Origin of the sequence: Rhodoferax ferrireducens (assembly GCF_003347515.1) — a bacterium.
Lineage (GTDB): Bacteria > Pseudomonadota > Gammaproteobacteria > Burkholderiales > Burkholderiaceae_C > Rhodoferax.
This window is the reverse complement of the sequence record NZ_QEII01000166.1, coordinates 1-20532: the sequence shown is the minus strand read 5'-3', so window position 1 is coordinate 20532 and position 20532 is coordinate 1. Positions and strand designations below refer to the sequence as shown.

The following is a 20532-nucleotide window of genomic DNA, read 5'->3' as shown; positions in this document are numbered from 1 at the left end:
GCCGGCAACGGCTCGCAGATCACCGCCGTGTTGATCGGGTCGCCGGGGAATGCCGGGTAGTTGCGCCGCTCACCTTGATCTGCCAATCCTTAGCGGCCGGCGCGGCTTCGCGCGCCAGGCAGGCTGAGTGGTGCGCTTTGCCCAATCGTCGGATTGAGAGTGTCCGAGATTTTGCTTCTTCAATGACCGCTTCTCCATCTTTTGCAGACTGAAGTTGACCCCATTTCGCGGACACCTTATTGTTCTCACAGAAGGAGTCCGAAATGCCTATTACCAAACTGCCGTATCCGGCGCAATTTCGCCAGCAGATGGTTGAACTGGTGCAAGCGGGGTGCAAGCCCGGTGACCTGGCCAAAGAGTTTGGCTGCCACACCACAGACATCTTCGTTGGCCCGATCCATCTCCACCAGCAGTTCGACGTCAGCGCCCGTGTACTTGCGCACAAAGGGCACTGCAGGCCTGCAGTAGCGCTTGGCCAGCGACACTGCTGCTTGTCCGTTGGACTTCCCAACGCCCGACCGAGCGAGTGATCTGGGAGCGGCTGTAGCCGCTGGTGGGCCGAAGATATGACAACACCACGCCGCGCTCGCCTTTGCCCAGTCCGGGGTAGGCAAAACGCTTGAGCACGCGGCTGATGTGTTCATAGCGCTGGTGGTCACTGTCGCCCAGCGCGCCTGTGAACTTGATCTCCTGGTTTGCGTCCAAAAACTCCAGCAATTGCGCAATGGTACGCAGCTTGGCCTCATCCATGTTGATCACCATCCTTGGATGATCACGCCAACCGTTCAACCGCAAATTCGCTGGCTCAGGCTCATTCCTGGGCGGAAATACCTGTCCCGTTCAGGCTCACACCTCATTGGACAAGGCTCAAGCTGGACGAGCCGGAACCAAACAGGTTAAAGTAAGAGCACTCTGTGAGACCAAGTGGAGGCTGTGACGAACGCACCGATTCTCGAACGCCACCGGAGGTCTATGTCGAGGTTAAATGGGGATCAAGAAGATGGATCAACCCAAAGAAAAATCCGATTCGGATGAGACCCGACTGCTGACCAATCTCGGCCATCAGGCAAAGTCCGCAACAACTGATGGCCAAAAATCCGACGCGCCTGCCGAACCTGAATCTAAATCTGAGCGTATCAAAGGAGTCGGCGACACATTGAACGGCCGCTTTGTGCTTGAGGAATGCTTGGGTTTCGGCGGCATGGGTATGGTCTATAAGGCGCTCGATTTACGCAAACTGGAGGCATCCGACCGTAAGCCCTACATCGCCATCAAGGTGCTGAACGTCCAGTTTCGTGGACACCCGAAGTCGCTGATTGCCCTCCAACGTGAAGCCAAAAAGGCGCAATCCCTCGCCCATCCGAACATCGTTACCGTCTACGATTTTGACCGGGATGGTGCGATGGTGTACCTGACCATGGAGCTTTTGTCGGGCAGGTCCTTGCAAAATTTGTTACACGACCCGGACTTCAAGGGCTTGTCTTTTGCTGAAGCTCTGCCGATCATCACCGGCATGGCGAAAGCCTTGGCCCATGCGCATGAACGCGGCTTTGTACATTGCGACTTGAAGCCAGCCAACGTGTTCCTAACTGACACTGGCGACGTCAAGGTGATTGATTTCGGTATTGCCCGTGTCTTCCGAAAATCCGAGGAAGATCTGGAGGCCACTGTTTTCGATCCGGGAAGTCTCGGTGGCATGACGCCGACTTATGCCAGTGCTGAAATGCTCGAGCACCGTGACCCGGACCCCCGCGATGACATTTATGCCCTTGGATGCATCACCTACGAGTTATTGACCGGACGCCACCCATTTAACCGCTCGCCCGCAACCCAGGCGCGTGGCGCCGGATTGAAGTTGCAGCGGCCAAAAGACTTGGGGCACAGACAGTGGCAAGCTTTGCGCGAAGCGCTGGCATTCGACCGGGAAAAGCGAACCCTCACGGTCCCGCAGTTTCTCCATGGTATTGCTGGGCAACACCATCCGGAAAGTTATGTCGCATTAGCAGGCGGGGCTATTGTCATCACCCTATTGCTGGTTGCCGCGGTTGCCAATAAATGGGAATCGATGCGCCATAGTGGGAATATCACAAAGGTGACCGAGGAGCCGCCGGTAGCTAGCATGTCTGCTGTCCCCGCGTCGGAAAAAGCACCACAAGCCCGCGAATCCGTGGCGGCGGTATTAGCCAGCATTCCATGTTCAGCGCTGACCAAATCAGCCGATGGCAGCGGGACGCTGGTCCAGGGTTACCTTGCCGAGGATGCCAACCTTGCTCAGCTCAAGGAAAGGCTGGGCGCGGCCGATGGCGTCAACAACCTGAAGCTGAACGTGCGGCAAGTAAATAAAGATTACTGCCCAGTGATCAGCGCCTTGGCGCCGTATTGGCGAAGCAATCAGGAAACAGGTGGGGCGACGTCAATTCATACCAAAGGAAACAATGAGAAGCTGATCGAAGGAGACTCGCTGATCATGAACATCACAACGCCTGGCTATGACTCCTACGTCAATATCGATTATTACGTCCTCGACGGAAGCGTCGTCCACTTGGTACCAAGCCCACGCGCCAAAGCCAACCAGGCCCCTTCGAACTACACCGCCACCATCGGCAGCCCGGGCAGTTGGGTGGTGTCCAAACCATTCGGCAGCGAACTGATCGCGTTGCTCATCACGCCTGTACCGCTGTTCGACAATATCCGGCCGGAGCATGAGTCCAGAGCGGCTTACTTACAGGCCATTGAGCAGCGACTAAAAGAAATTGTCGCCAAATACGGACCGGAACGACTAAGTGCTGATTTCGTCCAGCTGACCACTAGCCCCAAGCCCTGAACCAGCCCTTACTGGAGATCCCTGACCACCCGGAAGCCATTTTGGGATTCACGGACACTCGCGTCATATTTGAAGCGGGTTGAGGAAAACATATAGGCTGCGTCGTTTTGCCATGAGCCCCCCCGAATCACCCTAACCCGGCAGTTCTTCTCATCCCATGCTTTGCCGTTGTCGGGCGCCCCTCGGTACGAGCTATGCCAGCAGTCGGCAACCCACTCCCATACGCTGCCATTGACATCGTGGAGGCCAAAGGGATTCGCGGCAAATGACCCGACCGTCTTCGGCATCTCCGATTGCCAAGGCTCGCCACACCCTTTGCAATTCGCTTTGCCAGATTGCATCTGCTCGCCCCACCAGTAGCGCGTGGTAGTTGCGCCTCGAGCGGCAAATTCCCATTCGGCTTCGCTTGGCAGGCGGTAGGACTTGTCGCTAAGCTTGCTCAGCCATTTCAGATACTGCTGTGCTTCGTCCCAGCTTACATCACGGACCGGGGCGCGCTTGGGGGCGCTGGCAATTGTTGAAATTGGTTTGCAAGCGTTGGCAGCGACGCAAGCCTCCCACTGTTCTGCAGTGACCTCATACTTGCCAATGGCGAATGGCTGGTTAATGGATACGTGATGCGCAGGCTTCTCTGATGGGTCATTAGAGTTGCTGCCCATCGTAAATTCTCCGCGCGGCACTTTGACCAGAACCGGGCACACATCACAGTCCTTGATCTCACTGATACCAGCAACCTCGATCGCGGACTTCCCTGACGCCGATGATACGGGGGGGGCGTGCTGTGTGGGTTCAGGCACGGCTTTCGGCACCGGAGCAGGGGCAGGTGCACGACGAGTCGGCTCCGGCGCCGCATGTGCCGGCACTCGTGGCGGGGCTGCCTTCGGGGCCGGTGTCACCACCGGTGGACGTTCTACCGGCTTTTCAACTTTGAGCTCGGCGGCTGCACGCAGCCGCTTAAGGCGAGCATTGGCAAGGGCAGCAAAGCGACCGTTCGGGTAGGCCTGAAGGTAGGCCTCGTAATCACTCGGGAAAGTGCTGTCTTTAATCGACTCCCAGAAGGTCAACTCATACTGTTCGGCGCTATCTTTTGGAAGAATTCCCCGGTACCGCGTCGCGTTGCCAAGGTCAGCCGAGGCCATCGTTACCACACTCTGCGGCACGAAGTCCTGCCCTGCTTTCACCAAGCTGAACGTCGACGACAGGGAGGAGGAAAGTTCCGGATTCTGCGCTTGTCCGCTTGACCGCCGAACCTCCGCTGCCACACTTTGAAACACGTCCTTGAAGTTCCGCCCTGGTTCAACCATGGCTTTTAGCAATGCCGCCGTAAATAGACCGTGCTTTAAACCTTCCGCCGCCAAGTGTCCAGGCGCAGTGGCATAGGCGACCAGCGTCTGCTTGGGCAATGTCGGCAAAATGTTACTGCCGCTACGCAAGGGATTGTTCAGGCAGGTATCGAGGATAACCAGATTCACCTGACCACGACGTGGGCTGGACATACTGGCTAGAACTGTTTCCAGATCAATTCCATCGGTCATCAAGCTGAGTGGTTGGCGGCTATCTGCATCAACCGGCAGCAGCAATGTGTGGTTACCGACCTGAAATCCATGGCCAGCGAAATAAAACAGTCCGACTCCGCCGGATTCAAGGCGCCGCTTGAAGTTCTGAATGGCCGTCAGCATCGCCGGTCGTGTCGTATTTTCGTAATCCATCACCTCGAATCCGGCCGATTTCAAGGTGTCGCTCATGGCTCGAGCATCATTTACCGGACTTTTCAGGGGATCATTTTCGTAGTTGGCGTTACCTATGATCAGCGCAATTCGCGGAATGCCGCTCTCGCTTGTTTCAGACGTCGCCCCCTCCGCCCATTGCCACGGCATCGCCCAGACCAGGCAAGTAGTCAAGAATATTCGCCACATAGTCAGCCCCTCGCTATCAGGAAGTTGCTTCGCACGGTATTAACTCCCGGAGCCCACCCACTGGGCTGACGGCGCAATCCACAACAAACCCATGAAATGCGTCATCAGGAACGCCGCCCTTCATGGACTGCAACGCCAGGGGAAAATTCATTCCGTCGCGATTTTTTTTCGAACTTTTAAACTTGATTCAACCCGAATTGACAATTGACGAATCATTGTATGGTTTTCTGGGTTGTAGTTCACCACCTCGACACTGAAAGGATGGATACCATGCTGAGACAAATACTCCTTGCCGTTTCCATGGTCGCGACTCTTGCAGTCACGCCGGCTTTTGCGGCGCGAATGAGTTCCCCTGAAAACGCCGAGGTCTTCATCATCTGGCCGCCTGACCATGCGGTCATTCCAGGCGGCAAATTCTGGGTACGCATGGGACTCCGCAATATGGGGATCAGCCCGAAAGGGATAGACCTCCCCAATGTGGGTCATCATCATCTGCTGATCGATACGGCGCTGCCACCGTTCGATCAGCCCATCCCCTCCGACCGTAACCATCTGCATTTCGGGGCCGGTGAATCTGAAGCGCGTATTGAATTGCCGCCGGGAAAGCACACCTTGCAATTGCTCTTGGGAGATACAAATCACTTCCCCCACGACCCCCCAGTCTATTCAAAGCCGATTTCGATCACGGTGCCTTGACTTTCAGCCTGTTTCCGAGGGGCGACATCTAGATCTGACGTACTTTGGCCTAATCAGTTTGAAATAACTAGGAGCACACATCATGTACAAGCTGGTATTTGTTGCTACTGTCTTTGCTGCCTTTCTTGGCTCCCAGGCTGCCATGGCGGGCACCACGCCGTCTCCCGCCAATGCTCATCTTTACATCGGCTGGCCGAACAATGGCGAGGTTATCGCCGCCAATCAACCGTTTCGCGTCTGGTTCGGATTAAGAAACATGGGGGTTGCCCCGAAGGACGTCAAATTCCCCAACGCCGGCCACCATCATTTACTGATCGATTCGGATTTGCCACCCATGGATCAGGCAATCCCCTCGGATCGGAACCACCTGCATTTCGGGGCGGGTCAAACGGAAACGATGCTCGAGTTGCCGCCAGGAAAACATACGCTGCAGTTGCTGATGGGGGATGACAAGCACGTTCCGCATGATCCGCCGGTCTATTCCAGGAGGATCACCATCACGGTCAAATAAGCGGGTTCCGTTGGGGGTCGGCTCTGTTGGCTGTCTAACCGATGAGGCCTGCATTTGTACATGTCATTTGCGACCGAACAGTTTTCGACCAACTGTTTCCCTTCACCCACCAGTTGAGACAATTTCCGGTCGATCAAAGCTGCCGCAGCAGAACTTGATTAATAGTTAGAAAATATGTTTATTCAATACCTTACGACCACCACTTCGCGACCATAAAAGAGGTGGCACGTTATCTGCTATGTGGCTATGGAGCGCAATAAAGAAGGCTACTCAATCAGTCAGGATAACCATAATGTCAGCACCCACCATTGGCAAATACGCTTGGAGTCAGCATCCGGACCATCGGGTAATGGTCCCGGCTTTGCCAACGGAAATATCGACGCCATACCGATTTTCGGGGTCATCACAGCAGCAAATATCACACGTTTCCTGCGGATGTAGTTCTGGAATCCAAGAGTCAGGAGGCAGCACAATCGGCTCGAACTGCCGTCTCCACCCACTGCTAAATCAGCGCTACAAACGTAGTTCGATATTTCAAGATTTTCCGAGCACATACACGAGCTTTCACTGTGTCGGAATGGGTTTTCACTGTTCGGAATTGCGTAAAGGGCCGCACAATGGAAAACACTAGGACCGGGTACAAGTCTGTGGGCGCAGTGACGGCGTATCTCGAGGTTACCGATAGTGGCAAGGTAACACCAAGTGTCTTCGCCCTGCACGATGAAGCCGTGATTGGACGGGATCCGCAGGATTCCCTTGCTTCAGACAAATACATCTGCATCCCGGAATCCACGGTAAGCCGACGGCATGCCCGTATCAGACGGCGCGACGACGCCTATTTTATCGAGGACCTTCACTCCTTCAACGGTACATTTGTTTCCGGTGAACGACTTAGTCCGGGTTCCTGGCATCCACTTATCGATGGCGACGAGGTCACGGTCGCCTCAGCCCAAATGATTTTCCACTCTCTGATCATGCCTGCCCGCCGCAGTGTACCGACCGCCATCACCAAGGCTTTGGACGCGACACAGTGGACCGTCCTGGAACCGATGCCGGCGGAGGACCATGGCGATCGCCAGGCGACCCTCCGGAAACTCCACGCCATGGCCCAGGTCGGCATTGCGCTCGGTGCTGTGACTGTTCGTGCAACCTTGACCGAGAAGATCATGAGCCTGATCTTCGACCTCTTCCCACTTGCCGAGCGGGCCTTCATCCTACTGAATCAAGGCGATGGCCAGACCTCGGCGCCAGCTGCCGCGCGCCGACGGGATGGAACGATCGAGGATCCGGAACGGGTCAGAATTTCCCACACCATCATTGACTACGTGCTCAACCGGAAACAGTCGATCCTCTCGGTCGATACGCTGTCCGACCGCCATTTCGGTGCTCAGGAATCGATCATTGCGCAGTCCATACGCAGTGTGATGTGCGTGCCGCTCCTGCTGAAAGGCGAGGTGCTCGGCCTGATCCAGGTCGACTCCTCGTCAAACCCCCATGCCTTTGACGAACAGGATCTTGAAATCCTGACCGGCGTCTGCGCGGAAACCGCGGTCGTCCTGAAGAACTTCCAGCTTTATTCGGATATCGAGCGGCTTCTGGACGGATTCGTCCGGGCCTCAGTCCAGGCGATTGAGGAACGGGATCCGGTAACCGCCGGGCATTCCTTCCGGGTCGCCGGCTACGCCGAAAACCTGGCCAAGGCCGTTGATCGTGCCGATACCCCAGATCTCAGGCAGATCGCCTTTTCCGGCGATCAGTTGCGGGAAATCCGCTATGCGGCACTGCTTCATGACTTCGGCAAGGTGGGAGTGCGGGAACACGTGCTGCGCAAGGAAAAGAAACTGCATCATGCAGAGATGCGGCTGCTTGAACAGCGCTTTCATTACGCGCGGGCCAGCATCGAGCTCAAGGCCTATCGCCAGCTGGTTGATTGCCATGCCCAACATGAACTGAGCATCGCAGCGTTCAAAGCAAAATTGAACGAGATCCAGCGTTGTCTAAAAGACGAATTCGAACGCCTCGACAGATTCCTCGCTGCCATTCGCCACGCCAACGAACCGGCGATTTCCCACGTCGAGGTAATGCCCGAACTGCGTGAGGTTCTCGACTACAGCTATTGCGCAGCTGACGGCGGGTCGGTGCCGCTGTTGGACGAATTCGAATTCTCCGCGCTCAGCGTTACCAAGGGCTGCCTGACGGTCGACGAGCGGCGGCAGATCGAATCGCACGTGGCGGACTCCTATTCCTTCCTGATCCTGATTCCCTGGACACGGGACTTGGCGGGCGTGCCGTCCATCGCCCACGGGCATCACGAAAAACTCGACGGATCGGGCTATCCGATGGGTTTGCACGGCGAGCAGATCAGTGTTCAGACACGCATCCTGACCATAGCCGATATTTACGATGCGCTCACCGCTGGCGATCGCCCGTATAAGAAAGCACTGCCGCAGCTGCAGGCACTGGACTTGATGGCGACTGAATGTCAGCAGGGTCATCTCGACCCCGGGCTGTTCCGGGCATTCGTCGATGCCCGTGTGTGGACGGCGTCGGCATGAACACCCGGTCCCTGGTCTTGGCCGGACTATGCACCCTTCTGCTCGGTGCTTGCGCCGATGTGCACATGAAGGACTATCAGCAGCCGACCAGCGCCGAAAAAACCACCTGGTCACGGTCGACGCCGGAAAATATCTCCGCCGCCGAAACCATCGCTCCCGACTGGTGGACGGCATTCGGCGACCCCGATCTCAATGTGCTGATCAACCGCGCGATTGCCGGCAATCTCGATATCAAGATCCTCGCTGCGAGGATTGGCGTAGCCCAGGCGCAGATCGGCGAAGCGCGGGCCGGTGCCCTGCCGACCCTCGACGCCGGCGCCGGGGCGAGCTTCGAGAAAACCACCGGCCAGAAATTCACCAAGCAGTTCAACCTTGGGACCCAAGTCAACTGGGACATCGATATCTGGGGTCGGGTCGAAAAGGGCGTCCAGGCCCAGACCGCCGAATTCCACGCGACCGAGGCGGATTGGCGGGCCGGCTATCTAAACCTGGTTTCCGACGTCTCGACCACCTATTTCCAGATTCTCCAGTTCGATGAGCAACTGGACCAGCAACAAAAGACCCTGGCCAAAAACAAGCAGATACTCGCCATCTTCGAGGCTATGTTCCAGAACGGCCTGATTCCAGAAACCCAGGTTCTGCAGCAACGGGCGGAGGTTAGCCGGCTGACCAAGGATCTGCTCGAACTCCATCGTCTCCGTGATCTGGCAGAAAATGCGTTGGCCACGCTTCAGGGCGTATCGGCGGGTGAATTCCGGATTCCGACTGGCCACCTTCAGGAAAAGGTCAAACTACCCGTCGTCCCGGCTGGCCTTCCATCCCAACTGCTGTCGCGCCGTCCTGATATCGTCGCCGCGGAATTTCGCGTCCTGGAGGGCTACGATCTGGTGGGTGAAGCCAAGCTGGCCCAATTGCCTTCAATCGGCCTAACCGGCCGTGGCGGCACCGCCAGTTCCGCGCTGTCGAACCTGCTCAAGTCCTTCACCTTCGGGCTGCTGCCCAGTATCAATATCCCGCTCCTCAATCCGGGGGTCAAGGCGCGCGTCAAGACCACTGAAGCGCAGGTCAAGGTCGCCGAACAGGAGTACCGGCGGACCGTCATCGGCTCCTTTGAGGAGGTAGAAAATGCCCTGGTCAATCTGGATGCACACCAAAAACAGCGGGCCGAACTGGCACAACAGACCAGGGATCTGCAAAAGGTTGCCGACCAGGTACAGGCACAACTTCGGGAGGGCGTTGTTTCGCAGTTACAAGTCTTCGAGTCCGAACGATCGCTGCTGGCAGCACAGCTTGCGCTACTGGCCAGTCACCAGCAAATCCTGTCGGATACCGTGACGCTTTACAAGGCGCTGGGCGGCGGCTGGCCAACCGTTCGCGTCAGCAATGCGGGCCAATGAATGTCAGTTACAAATGCCGCCTCTGAGCGGCCACCCAACATCCAGCTGCCGAGGACGACGGTGCTGGAGTTCAACATCGTCCTCAAGCCGATATCACATCCCGAGTTGGAGGATATCCGGGTTGACGACAACCTGTTCGCCGTTGGGCGGAGCGAGCCGCCGTTCGTCTCCTACGAGCCGGCTGTTGCGGCCGAACTCTCTCGTCGCCACGCACGAATTTTCAGCGAGTTCGGTGCCGTCTATGTTGCCGATCTCGACAGCAAGAACGGTACTGCGGTCAACGGTGTTTTTGTGCGAAAAGAGCCGGCCAAGCTGCATGACGGTGATGAAATATGTTTCGGCGCCCTGTCGTTCCGCCTGCAACTTAGTCCTCGGCCCGGGCTGCACGGCCGCGCCGCCCGACTGCTCAGCCTGACGCTGACACCGGAGAATGACGAGCTTGGCTTGCAATCGTTGGTCATCGCGCACTTTCCTTTCCTGATCAGCAAAACTGACCATAGCTTTGCGCAATACCGGGAAAAATACCCGCATCAAGTCAACTACATATCCCGGCGCCATGCCCACATCTTCCTGAAAAACGGTTGGCCTTTCGTTGAGGATCTCGGCAGCACCAACGGGACCTTCATCGGCAGCGAGCGCCTCGACGAGCATGCTGTGGCATTGCAGGATGGGGATTTGCTGGCCTTCGGCGGACATAAACTGGTTTACCGCGTCAGTCTGCAAAGAGAGGCAGTCAACGATCCGACCCTTACCCGCTTAAGCCCGGATGCTGTCGCCATGGCCCGAGCCGCCACAGATAGCGAAAAGACGACCTTCGTCGCGGCGGCTGATTCCTTTCTTGATATCTTTTGCGTCGATGGTGAGCCGCCGCCAGATGAAGGGAATGACATCGCGGCCGCTCAAGCGGCCGAGACCGCTGGCAAAAGCACTGAACCACCCGCCAAGCCAACGAAGTTCACGATCTTTATATCCGAATTAAAGACCGTGCTGGGCACAGACAAACCGGATCGCCCGAAACGGGTCTATGCCTGGGCCGCGGCGCTGGCCGCTGGCGTGGCTATTTTTTTCTTCGCGCTCTATTTCAGTGGCGCAACGGAACGGGAAGTGAAGGACCAGTTGGCGGCCGGCAATTACAGCAAAGCGGCCAGCGCTGCCCGAAGTTATTTGCAAAACCATCCGGACGACCCGGCGCTGACGGCGCTGGCCACTGAAGCATTGCTCAAGGCGAGCGTGCCCAACTGGCTGAACCTGATCAAAAAGCACGATTTCGATGGCGCAGCATCGGCCGTTGCTGCGATGACCGATCTTGGTGCCGGCAATGCCGACGCCGCGCCGCTGATTGACGAACTGGCGTGGATCGGCGACCTTGAGAAGTATGTCAGCGCTCGCGAAAATGGCGAGATTCCGATACAGATTTATGACGACGAGAAAAGGATGTCCGCCCTGCTCAAGCGCTGGGACGACGACCCTCAGGGCCATCAGCGGGCATTCACCGCCATTGCCGCCGAAGTCCCCGAGTTCAAGGAGACCTATGCCCAGGCGCTCAGCCACCTGCGCAAATTGCAAAGCGACAATTCCGTCTACCTGGCCGCCATCGAACGCCTGAAGGCCACCATCAACGCGGCGCTAAGCGGCGACCAGTTGGAGGCCTTGGCTGCTGCATTCACCGAGTTCGGCGAAAAATATCCCCGGCTCGGTGGCCTGAGTAACCTGCGCCAGGATCTTCAGAGCTTCCTCACGATTCGGAATGAACTGCAGGCGAAAAATCTTGGTCCGCTGATTGACCTTCTCGGCAAGACACGCTTTTCGACGCCGCCTTTCCAGGAACGCTTGCGCGCCCTCGTGGCCAGCGGCCGCCTGCCCTCCCCCGAGGTCGTTGAGCAGTATCAGGTCGTATCCACCGCCTGGCGGAAAGGAGAGGCCAAACAGGCTCTGGCCGGCTTGCAAAAACTAGCTTCTGGGCCGTGGGCGGAGCCTGCCGCCAAGGATGCCGAACACAAAAAAGCGCTTGTCGACGGCTATTCGACGTTGCAGAACTTGCGCGGCACCAAGGACTACAACGACCGGTTGCTGTCTTTTTGCGCCGGGCTCGATCCGGTCGAAGACCTATATTTTGTCCATGCCACGCAGTCCGACCTTGGCCAGATCAAGGAGCGGGCGCTGAAACGCGCCCAGGAACTGATGAGCCGGGCGCAAACGGAATGGCGCGGCTACATGGACGAAGGCGCGATTGAAGATACGCAACGGCTCGAGTCAGAGATTTCCAAGGGGTTCCGGAGCCAGGCCAGTCGACTCGCCCATTCCCGCGACGACGCCGTGTCCGGGACGCACCTTTACACTCAACTGAATGTCGACACCCCCGCCCAATGGCGTGAAATCGACGATCAAATCAAGGCCGAGATGGACCTGCAGCGGCGCGCTCTGCTGGCCTTGGGGCAGGTTCTGCCGCCTGAGGTATTGAAGTCCAAACTGGCGCTGATTGGAGGAAAAAGCGATGGCCAACGATAATCGCCTTAGATCCTTACAGGAAGCGCTCGGCGACCACAGTGCGGAAGGCATTGCCCTCCTCACCGCGGAACCCTGGCGCTTCACCCAGGCCGCCGTGCTGACCATGGTGGGGCTGGTGGTATCGGCGCTAATCTGGTCGTTTTTTGGCCACGCCGACGTGCTTGTGCTGACGCAGGGATCCCTCTGGCCAGAATCGGAAGTGCGTCGCGTCTATGCACCGATCGATGGCGAACTGGTCAATCTCTACATCGCAGAAGGCCAGCCGGTATCGAAAGGCGACGTGCTGGCCCGCCTTAATTCCAGGGGCGCCATCGAAGCAGCAACCAACGCGCTGGATTCCAAACTCAAACTCGAGGCGGGCGAACGCGAATGGCGTGAATTCCCGGGCAAGAAAGCGCTGATGGAGCGCCGGGTGGCCGCCTTGAAACAGGCGATGGAAGTCGAGGAACAGCAGCACGAAAAGCGCTTGGCGGAAGGGACGACCCAATTGCTCGAAGGCCAGAAGGCACAGGTTCAGGAAGCCCGCACCAACCTTGACGATGCCCGCCGGGCGCGGGATGCGGCCAAGCAAGAGGCCGACAAATATGCGCGGCTATTTGCGCTGCCCGGCGGCGGCGGTGTCGCGCAGATACAAGTGGAGAGCAAGAAGAACGCCTTGTTGGCAGCGGAAAACGCCTATCGGGTGGCGCAATCCAGGCTGAGTGAATTGGGCGCTCGACAGAGTCTGGAATACCAACAGGCCACAGCGCAACTGGAAACCAGTGGCCAGCAACAGACCAATTTGCGCTTGCAGTACGAAGCCGCGGCCAAGGAAGTCGCCACTGCCGAAGAGAAGGTACGCCTGCAGTTGCAGACGGCGCGTCTGAATGCCGAAGCCGCCGCCCGCATTCGCTTTGAAAACATTGACAAGGACAACTTCCTGCTCATCGTCGCGCCGGTCTCCGGCGTGATCACCGATGTCACCTCGACCCAGCCCGGTGACAAGGTGCAGGCCAATACGCCGCTTGGCGGCATCGCGCCGCAAGGAGCCCGGCCGGTCCTCAAGATTGAAATCGCCGAGCATGACCGCGCTTTTCTGCGCGAAGGACTTCCCGTCCAGCTCAAGTTCAGCGCCTTTCCCTATCAGCGCTATGGTTTGCTTCAGGGCATGCTGGAATTCATTTCACCGGCGACGAAAATATCGCCAGTCTCCAAGCAGCCGGTTTATGAAGGCCGCGTCAGGCTCAAAGAGGACCACTACCTGGTCGGCGATACCCGGTACCCGTTGCGCTACGGGATGACTGCGACAGCCGAGATTGTCGTGCGCCAGCGGCGCATTATTGATCTCGCGCTCGACCCGTTCCGCCAAATCGGAGGTTAAGCCAATGGAAATGACCAATGAGCATCCTGACAGCATGCCACGCGAACCAGGCGCCGCAGGTGGCGATCCAATGATTTTGCAACAGCCTGCAGGAACCAATAATTTCAAGGAGCGGATGAGATGACTGCGATTGTAAAAATTGATGATGAAGTTATCGATACGGAAGATTTTGTCAGAATATTGAAGCTGACCGGACAGTTCGAGAGTCTCATTGACCAACTGGTCCGAGAAAAACTGACCGTCCGCGCGGCGAAAAAACAAGGTATTGAAGTACCCGCCGAGCAGATTCAGGAACGGGCCGATCAATTTCGCCGGGTCCGCGGACTGCACCGGGCGAGCGACATGAATCAATACCTCGATACGCTCCGGGTCGGTCTCGACGAATTCGAAGCCTTCATCACCGAAAGCCTCTATGAGGAGAAGATGATGCAGACGGTCTGCAGCGAGAAGGCGGTCGCGGAGTACTTCAAGCTCAACTCGCCGCGCTTCGACAGCATCGAGGTCAGCCACATCGTTGTCGACAAGGCCGGCATGGCGAAGGAACTGATTTCATACCTGAGGGAGGACGCCGATGCCTTCGCCGATATGGCCCGCGAACATTCGAGCGCCGACACCCGCGAGCAAGGTGGCCTGATCGGAAAGGTGTTGCGTGGCTCGCTGAAAACCGAGGCCGAAGCCAAGGTGTTCAATGCGGCGGTCGGCGATCTGCTCGGTCCCTTCCCATCCGCCGATCAGTCGCTGTACGAGATTTTCATGATTAACGGCAAGAATCCGGCCCGCCTGGATGAGGACGTTGCCACCGAGATCCGCCGCCTGCTGCGCGAAGAATGGCTGATGGCCAGGGCGCAGGAGCACATCATTGAAGTGCGTTAGAGCCCGACCCGGCAATGGAAACCCATCCCCAAGCGCCATCGACGGCTGATTTCCTGGCCAGCGTTGAAATCCTCTCGGCATTCGCCCGCGAGGAAATCGAGGCGTTGGTCAGGCAGGCCGAATCGCGCAACTTTGCCTTTGGTGAAACGGTCTGCAACGCTGGCGACAGCGCCGACGGCCTATTCGTCATCAAGTCCGGCTCGGTGCGCGTTTTCACCGAGGAACAGGGCAAGGAAATCAGCATGGGGGTGCGCAAGGAACGCGAGTTCTTCGCCGAAATCGCCATGTTGCGCGACGGCCGGCACGAATCCGCGGTGCGTGCTTCACTGAAGACTGAACTGCTGTTCATTCCGCGCAAAGCGTTCGAGCCGATCTTCGCCGCCAATCCAACCGCCCTTGCGTTCGTCACTAGTTATGTGGCGATCAGTTCGGCGGGGGGCTTCGTCGCCCGCCTGTTCGATCTGCGTGGCAAGGTCAACAAGAGCGAACTTGAGGAATTCGTCCGCAGCGTCGGCGTCAAGCGGGTTGGCGCCGGCAAGGCGATCCTCCGCCAGGATTCACGCGATGACCGGCGACTGTATGTGGTGCGCCGGGGCGAAGTCCGCATCGTACGCAATGAAGAGGGGGAAGAATACCAACTGGCAACTTTCGGCCCGGGCGAGAGCTTCGGCGAGAAAGCCTGCCTGATGCGCCAGGAGCAGATGGCTTCGGCATTTGCCGTGAGTGAAACGACGCTGTTGGTCATTCCGGAAAAGACGGCGCATCTGGTGCTGAAACTCAATCCGAAATTACAGGAGGCGTTGATCGAACGGATCGGCTTTCTCGAACGCGAACTCCATCGCCAAAAGAAGCTGGCCGAGCGCCGCAAACTGCCGGTCACCCTTGATCTGGAATCGAGTCCTGAATTGGGCGAAAAGCTCATCAAGCGCTTCGCGCTGGTCGAGCAGGCCGAGGAAATGGATTGCGGCGCAGCGTCGCTGGCCATGATCTGCCGGCATTACGGCATTTCGGTGACACTCGGCAAACTGCGCGAACTGGCCAACGTAACCACGCAGGGCGCCACGCTCGACAGCCTAGCGCGGGCCGGCGATGCGCTCGGCTTCACGACGCGCGGCGTGCAGTGCACCTTCGAGGCGCTGCTTGGTTTCGACCTGCCCTTCATCGTGCATTGGGAGGGTTACCACTACGTCGTGGTCTACGGCGTTTCGAAGCGAAAAGTGTGGGTGGCCGATCCGGCGATCGGCTTCCGGACGATGACTGTCGAGGACTTCGAGCGCGGCTGGAGTGGCACCTGCCTGCTCTTCACGGCCGGCGACAGTCTGGAGCAGTTGGCTGCGACCCGCTCGCCCTGGGTACGCTTCATTGGTTACTTGGTACCCTACAAGAAAATACTGTGGCAACTTTTCCTGGCCACTTTCGTCATTCAGGTACTGGGCATCGTGCCACCGATGATTATCCAGAATATCCTCGACGGAGTGATCGTTCATCAGAACCTCAGCCTGCTCCACCTGCTGATCATCGGCCTGATCGTTTCCAACGTCTTTACCCTGCTGATGACGACGATCCGCGCCCTGCTCGCCAATTTCATGGTCCGCAATATGGATTTCGCGATGATGTCGCGCTTTTTCAAGCACACGATGTCGCTACCCTATTCTTTCTTCGCCAAGCGCAAGACGGGCGACATCTTTGCCCGCTTCCAGGAAAATCAGACGATCCGTGCCTTCCTGACCGAGTCTTCGGTCACCACGGTACTCAACCTGCTGATGGTCTTCATCTACTTCACCATCATGTTCCTCTACAACGTGACGATGACCCTGCTGCTCATCGCCTTTGTCATTCCGATCCTGGTACTGACCGTCATGGCGACACCCAGGATCAAGAACTATGCGCGCGAAGTATTCACCGCCACGACCGAGGCCAAGTCCTACCTGATGGAAACGCTGGGCGGCATCGAAACCATCAAGGGTATGGGTATCGAGCGTCCGGTGCGCCTGAAGTGGGAAAAGAAATACGCCAAGGCGCTGGAGGTGCAGTACAAGGCGCAGGTCTTCCATATTTTGGTCGGTATCGGCAGCCAGGTGCTCAATGCCGCGACGACCATCGCTATTCTCTGGATGGGCGCCAGCAAAGTGCTGTCCCACGAACTGAGCATCGGCCAGCTGATCGCCTTCAATGCCCTGATGGGCAGCGCACTGGCGCCGCTGATGGGTCTGGTCGGGCTATGGAATCTGCTCAACGATGCCGGCGTCGCGATGGAGCGCCTGGGCGACGTGCTCGATCTGGAGCCGGAACAAAAGCCGGGCGACCTCGCCTCACGCGTCGTGCTGCCGGAACTGCGGGGCGACATCCGCTTCGACGGCGTCTATTTCCGCTACGGCGACGGCGAGACGCCTTATGTGCTGGAGAACATCAGCCTCGAGATCAAGCCGGGCGAACTGATCGCCATTGTCGGCCGCAGCGGCTCCGGAAAGACAACGCTGGCCAAACTGCTGGTCGGCTTCTACGCGCCGACCGAAGGCAAGTTGACGGTCGATGGCTACGATCTGGCGCAGATCGACAAGGACTATTACCGGGCCCAGGTCGGCTACGTCATGCAGAGCAATCTGCTCTTTTCTGGAACCATCGCCGAGAATATAGCCAGCGGCGAAGTAAGCCCGGACCGCCGGCGCATCGAGGAAGTAGCCAAACTGGCGGATGCACACGCCTTTATCAGCAAACTGCCGCTGCGCTACGAGCAGATTGTCGGCGAGCGCGGCATGGGCCTTTCTGGCGGGCAGATTCAGCGTCTGTGCATCGCCCGCGCGCTCTACCATGACCCGCGGCTGCTCGTTTTCGACGAGGCGACCTCGGCGCTGGACACGCAGTCCGAAAGCAACATCATCGGCAACATGCACGACATCCTCCAGGGACGTACCGCCGTCATCATCGCCCATCGGCTGAGCACCATCATGCGGGCCGACAAGATTCTCGTGCTCTATGAAGGCGCGGTCGTCGAACAGGGTAAGCACGACGAACTCGTGGCCCGTCAAGGGATGTATTACCAACTGATCCAAAAACAGCTGAGCGCAGGATGAAAATACTTGATCAAGATGTGGAAGTCGGTTCTGCGATCTCCTTCGGCGGGCTGATCGAGAAAATCGAGATCCTGCGGTCAACGCTGCGTTGGGCCTCAAAACTTGACCGGTCCGAGATCGACAAATTGCTACGTCAGGCCAATACCTTGCGCGATGAAGTCATGCAGCTTTCGCACAAGGCGCGTTTCGTCAAGGCGGCGACTGCCGAACCGGCGCTTGAGAACCTGTCGATCGGGGCGCGCCGCCAGGCCTTGCTGGCGCGCAGCTTCCTCTTCGAAGGCGCCTTCGGTGACAACCCGAAGCTGCTCGAAGCCCTGGAAATCGCCGAAAAGGCCGCGCCAACTGATCTGCCCGTGCTGATCGATGGTGAAAGCGGAACCGGCAAGGAATTGATGGCCAAAGTGATCCACGCCAATGGCGCACGTGCCGACAAACCGTACATCTCGGTCAATTGCGGGGCGATCCCCGACAACCTGCTGGAGTCGGAGTTGTTCGGTCATAAAAAAGGCGCTTTCACCGGCGCCGTCGCGGACCGGAAAGGCAAGTTCGAGAGCGCACACAGGGGAACCATCTTTCTCGACGAAATCGGCGAATTGCCGCTGGCCGGGCAAGTAAAACTGTTACGCGTGCTCGAATCCCATGAAATCCAACGCGTCGGCTCGGACGAGACGATGGTGGTAGATGCCCGTATCGTCGCCGCAACCAATCGCAATCTGCGCCGCCTCAGCGAAGAAGGAAAATTCCGGGAAGATCTGTTCTACCGACTCAGCGTCATCCACCTGACCCTGCCGCCATTGCGCCAACGCAAGGATGAAATTCCGCTGCTCTTCGCCTTTTTCGGTGACGAAGCTGCAGAAATACTGAAGAAGCGCCCGCTTAAAATGTCGCCCCGCTTGCGGACCTTCCTGCTCAATTACGCCTACCCGGGAAATATTCGCGAGTTGCGCAACATTGTCTATCGTCTCTCCTGCTTATCCGGCGAGATAGCGGACCTCGAGCATCTCCCCGAGGACATCCGTCCCGGCTTGCCGCGAGGGGCAACGGGCAGTGCGGCAACTGAAGACGTCCCCGATGCGCCTGTCTCGCTCGGCGACGCCAGGCGTATCGCCAGCGACGATGCCGAGCGAGCCTTCCTTGAGCGCGGATTGACCGAAGTGGGCGGAACCGTCGCTGAACTCGCCAGACGATGCGACATGAACCGCTCCCATCTGCAAATGCTACTCAAAAAGCATGGCATCCACTCGAAGGATTTCCGTACCAAGGGGGCATCGGACGGCAGCCAAGAAACCCGATAAGAAATTGCCCCGTCAAAGAGCGGGATTGAGGATCGTCCTATCTGTGCTGTCAAGGTCATCGGCCCGCACCACGACCGCGGAGATATTGTCTCGACCACCGCTCTTGAGCGCTATTTCAATCAGGGTTTCCACTGCCTGCCGACAATTGCCGGTGAGGAGCGCATCGCGGATTTCACTTTCGGTGACTTCATTGCTGAGACCATCGCTGCACAGCAGAAAGGTATCTCCATCGTCTACCGTCATGATTTTTTCATCCAGATCCAGTTCGTTCATGGCACCGACTGCGCGGGTGATAATATTTCGGGATGGGTAGTCGGCACTGTCCGGTGGGGGAAGATCGCCGCGTAACCGGCGTTCCTCCAGTTGCGTGTGATCACGCGTCAGTTGCTGGAGAGATCCATGTCTGAAGAGGTAGAGCCGGCTGTCGCCCGCCCAGAGGTAGCCGCAACTGTACTCACTGGCAATGAGAACGACGACGGTACTTCCGATGATGCTGGCATCCCGAACGACTGCTTCCTCACGTAGTTGTTGATTCACCGCCTGTAGCCGCTGGCGCACTTTACTGACCACTTTGGCGATTCGGCTTGCTACCTCGATGTTGCTTAGGTTGTCCACCACCAAGTGACTGGCAAAGTCGCCCAGAGCATGGCCTCCCATGCCATCTGCAACAGCCCACAGGCCACTCTCCGGGCGGTCGAGACAGGAGTCCTCATTGAGTGTACGAACCAAACCGACATGAGAACTGGATGCCGATGTCCATCGAAATTGGCTCAAAAAAGCCACGATAACCTCCGCAAATCAACTTGTTATCAACGCCGAAAACGCTTCGAGTCAGAAATATCGAACCTACCGAGGCTGCTGGCTGGGGCTTCAGTTACGCCTTATTTAAATTTCCTGCTTGCTACAGGCCCTTGCTTGACTATCGGGACAACATAGGTAGAGAAGCCGGTGGGATAGCCGCTGATGGGAGATGCGTGCAGCATTGATCTTTTGGGAAAACGCTGACTTCCGGCGATTCTTGCCCCGCCAGTAATCGCCAGCATTGCTTCACGATCCAGCGTAACGCTATCTGGCAAATCCTTGATTGCGATAATAGCCATGACCTACTCCTTTGATATAAAAGTTTAGCGCCGAAAACTGCCTGTTACGTTAGTCTCTGGCTTAATCGCGACGAACATTCGCGTTGCCATCCAGCAATCGTGCAACGCTCAGATTACGTTGAGATTGACAATTATGATCTCGTCCAGTTCATTCAGCATTGCGTGAGCACCAAAAATATAAGGCCTCGATACCACCCAGGTAAACGACATCGATGGACGCCGGAATAACCATCAAGTGAAAGTGTCTTGTCTTCCCGAACATGGGCCAAAAACGTAAGTCTGCGGCACCAAAGTCGCTACCCGGCATTCCCCGGCGACCCGATCAACACCGCGGTGATCTGCGAGCCGTTGCCGGCATTGTTAATCGTGATGCTCTGTGACTGATCGAGCAGCTGCCCGATATAGTTGTTGGTCTGGAAGAAG

At 57.5% G+C, this 20532-nt stretch carries 15 protein-coding genes; 10 read left to right on the top strand and 5 right to left on the bottom strand.

Annotated features, from left to right (window positions below; genetic code table 11):
- Window positions 1-245: 245 nt before the first annotated feature.
- Window positions 246-443: a hypothetical protein gene (locus C5P05_RS01000; RefSeq protein ID WP_114968046.1), complete on the bottom strand. Its 198-nt coding sequence runs from the start codon at window positions 441-443 to the stop codon at window positions 246-248.
- Window positions 421-750: a hypothetical protein gene (locus tag C5P05_RS00995; protein WP_157979168.1), complete on the bottom strand. Its 330-nt coding sequence runs from the start codon at window positions 748-750 to the stop codon at window positions 421-423. The genes C5P05_RS01000 and C5P05_RS00995 overlap by 23 nt, the downstream gene beginning before the upstream one ends.
- Before the next feature lie 250 nt (window positions 751-1000).
- Here C5P05_RS00995 and C5P05_RS00990 point away from each other — a divergent pair, with 250 nt between their 5' ends.
- Window positions 1001-2824: a serine/threonine protein kinase gene (locus C5P05_RS00990; protein WP_232834288.1), complete on the top strand. Its 1824-nt coding sequence runs from the start codon at window positions 1001-1003 to the stop codon at window positions 2822-2824.
- An 8-nt stretch (window positions 2825-2832) separates the two neighbouring features.
- On the opposite strand, the gene C5P05_RS00985 is transcribed toward C5P05_RS00990, so the two are convergent.
- Complete coding sequence (locus tag C5P05_RS00985) at window positions 2833-4725, bottom strand: SUMF1/EgtB/PvdO family nonheme iron enzyme (RefSeq protein ID WP_332871321.1); 1893 nt, start codon at window positions 4723-4725, stop codon at window positions 2833-2835.
- 285 nt (window positions 4726-5010) lie between these two features.
- On the opposite strand from C5P05_RS00985, the gene C5P05_RS00980 reads away from it, so the two are divergent.
- From C5P05_RS00980 to C5P05_RS00940, 9 genes are all read left to right on the top strand, one after another.
- Entirely contained in the window at window positions 5011-5436 is a 426-nt protein-coding gene (locus C5P05_RS00980; RefSeq protein WP_114968047.1) for a DUF4399 domain-containing protein, read from the top strand.
- An 82-nt stretch (window positions 5437-5518) separates the two neighbouring features.
- Window positions 5519-5947: a DUF4399 domain-containing protein gene (locus C5P05_RS00975; protein ID WP_114968042.1), complete on the top strand. Its 429-nt coding sequence runs from the start codon at window positions 5519-5521 to the stop codon at window positions 5945-5947.
- 656 nt (window positions 5948-6603) lie between these two features.
- Complete coding sequence (locus C5P05_RS00970; RefSeq protein ID WP_232834287.1) at window positions 6604-8502, top strand: HD domain-containing phosphohydrolase; 1899 nt, start codon at window positions 6604-6606, stop codon at window positions 8500-8502.
- Window positions 8499-9899 (top strand): efflux transporter outer membrane subunit, encoded by a 1401-nt coding sequence (locus C5P05_RS00965; RefSeq protein ID WP_114968040.1) that lies wholly within the window; start codon window positions 8499-8501, stop codon window positions 9897-9899. Before C5P05_RS00970 ends, C5P05_RS00965 begins: the two co-directional genes overlap by 4 nt.
- Window positions 9900-12407, top strand: coding sequence for an FHA domain-containing protein (locus tag C5P05_RS00960; RefSeq protein WP_114968039.1), 2508 nt, complete (start codon window positions 9900-9902; stop codon window positions 12405-12407). It begins immediately after the preceding gene.
- Window positions 12394-13767, top strand: coding sequence for an HlyD family efflux transporter periplasmic adaptor subunit (locus C5P05_RS00955; protein WP_114968038.1), 1374 nt, complete (start codon window positions 12394-12396; stop codon window positions 13765-13767). The genes C5P05_RS00960 and C5P05_RS00955 overlap by 14 nt, the downstream gene beginning before the upstream one ends.
- A 120-nt stretch (window positions 13768-13887) precedes the next feature.
- Window positions 13888-14640, top strand: a complete 753-nt coding sequence (locus tag C5P05_RS00950; RefSeq protein ID WP_114968037.1) for a peptidylprolyl isomerase — start codon at window positions 13888-13890, stop codon at window positions 14638-14640.
- A 14-nt stretch (window positions 14641-14654) separates the two neighbouring features.
- Window positions 14655-17714 carry a peptidase domain-containing ABC transporter gene (locus tag C5P05_RS00945; RefSeq protein WP_114968036.1) on the top strand — a complete coding sequence of 1020 codons (3060 nt, stop codon included), beginning with the start codon at window positions 14655-14657 and terminating at the stop codon, window positions 17712-17714.
- Window positions 17711-19009 carry a sigma-54 interaction domain-containing protein gene (locus C5P05_RS00940; protein WP_114968035.1) on the top strand — a complete coding sequence of 433 codons (1299 nt, stop codon included), beginning with the start codon at window positions 17711-17713 and terminating at the stop codon, window positions 19007-19009. The genes C5P05_RS00945 and C5P05_RS00940 overlap by 4 nt, the downstream gene beginning before the upstream one ends.
- 12 nt (window positions 19010-19021) lie before the next feature.
- Here the strand turns inward: C5P05_RS00940 and C5P05_RS00935 are convergent, their stop codons facing one another.
- Window positions 19022-19792 (bottom strand): PP2C family protein-serine/threonine phosphatase, encoded by a 771-nt coding sequence (locus C5P05_RS00935; protein ID WP_114968034.1) that lies wholly within the window; start codon window positions 19790-19792, stop codon window positions 19022-19024.
- A gap of 98 nt (window positions 19793-19890) precedes the next feature.
- Window positions 19891-20109, bottom strand: coding sequence for a hypothetical protein (locus C5P05_RS00930; RefSeq protein ID WP_114968033.1), 219 nt, complete (start codon window positions 20107-20109; stop codon window positions 19891-19893).
- Between the last annotated feature and the right edge of the window lie 423 nt (window positions 20110-20532).